The sequence below is a fragment of the Paraburkholderia sp. Ac-20347 genome, assembly GCF_017104805.1.
In the GTDB taxonomy this organism is placed as follows: Bacteria; Pseudomonadota; Gammaproteobacteria; order Burkholderiales; family Burkholderiaceae; genus Paraburkholderia; species Paraburkholderia tropica.
In genome coordinates this window covers 1-1,188 of sequence record NZ_JAAGPN010000587.1, presented here as the reverse complement: position 1 = coordinate 1,188, position 1,188 = coordinate 1, and the positions used below count along the sequence as shown (strand labels likewise).

Annotated in this window: 1 protein-coding gene; it reads right to left on the bottom strand. The window is 72.1% G+C overall.

Features of this window, described 5'->3' with window-relative positions; genetic code table 11:
* A partial coding sequence (xylB, locus tag G3N97_RS38860; RefSeq protein ID WP_205998008.1) for a xylulokinase occupies positions 1-1,157 on the bottom strand: 1,157 nt, incomplete at its 3' end.
* Between the last annotated feature and the right edge of the window lie 31 nt (positions 1,158-1,188).

The window sequence follows — 1,188 nt, the reverse complement described above, 5'->3', positions numbered from 1 at the left end:
AGCGCGTCGAGGCCGTCGGTGAGCGCGAGCGTCACGCCTTCGAGCACGGCGTAGCCGAGCAGCGCACGGTCGGTCGCGTGCGTCATGCCGAAGAACACGCCCTGCGCGTACGGATCGTTGTGCGGCGTGCGCTCGCCCGAGAGGTAGGGCAGAAACAGCGGCGCCTGGGCGAGCGTGCGCGCGTCGAGCTTTTCGACTTCGGCGAGCAGTTCGGGCTCGTGCGTGCCGGTCAGCTTGCAGACCCAGCGCAGGCAGCTCGCCGCCGAGAGCACCACGCTCATCTGATGCCAGCGGTCCGGAATCGCGTGGCAGAACGCGTGCACGGCCGAGGCCGGATTGGGCGCGAAGCGGTCGCCGATCACGCACAGCACGCCCGAGGTGCCGAGCGAGACGAAGCCGTCGCCGGGCTGCACCGCGCCGATGCCGATCGCGCTCGTGGCGTTGTCGCCGCCGCCGGCCGCCACCACCACGTCCTCGCGCAGGCCGAACTCGCGCGCGACTTCGGGCAGCAGCGTGCCGGACGGCGCGCTGCCTTCGGCGAGCGCGGGCATCTGCGCGCGCGTCATGTTGCAGGCGTCGAGCAGGGCGTCGGACCAGTCGCGCTTCGCGACGTCGAGCCAGAGCGTGCCGGCCGCGTCGGACGGATCGGAGACCTTGCCGCCCGTGAGTTTCAGGCGCAGCCAGTCCTTCGGCAGCAGCACGCAGGCGGTCTGGCGAAACAGCTCGGGCTCGTGGCGAGCGACCCACAGCAGCTTGGGCGCGGTGAAGCCCGGCATCGCCAGATTGCCCGCCACGCGATGCAGTTGCGGCGCGCGCGCGGTGAGTTCGGCGCACTCGTCGACGGCGCGCATGTCGTTCCAGAGGATCGCGGGACGCAGCACGGCGTCGTGGCGGTCGAGCAGCACCGCGCCGTGCATCTGCCCCGAGAGGCCGATGCCGCGCACCTGCGCGAAGTCGTGCGGATGCTGCGCGCGCAGCGCGGCGAGCGCGCGGCGCGTGCCGTCCCACCAGTCGTCGGGATGCTGTTCGGCCCAGCGCGGCTGCGGACGCGAAACCGTGAACGGCGAGCCCGCGGTGCCGATCGCGCGGCCATCGGGCGCGAGCAGCAGGACTTTCACTTCGGAGGTGCCGAGGTCGATGCCGAGATACGTGGACATGGCGCGCGCAGGTTCAGAGGTGGAGGCGCTA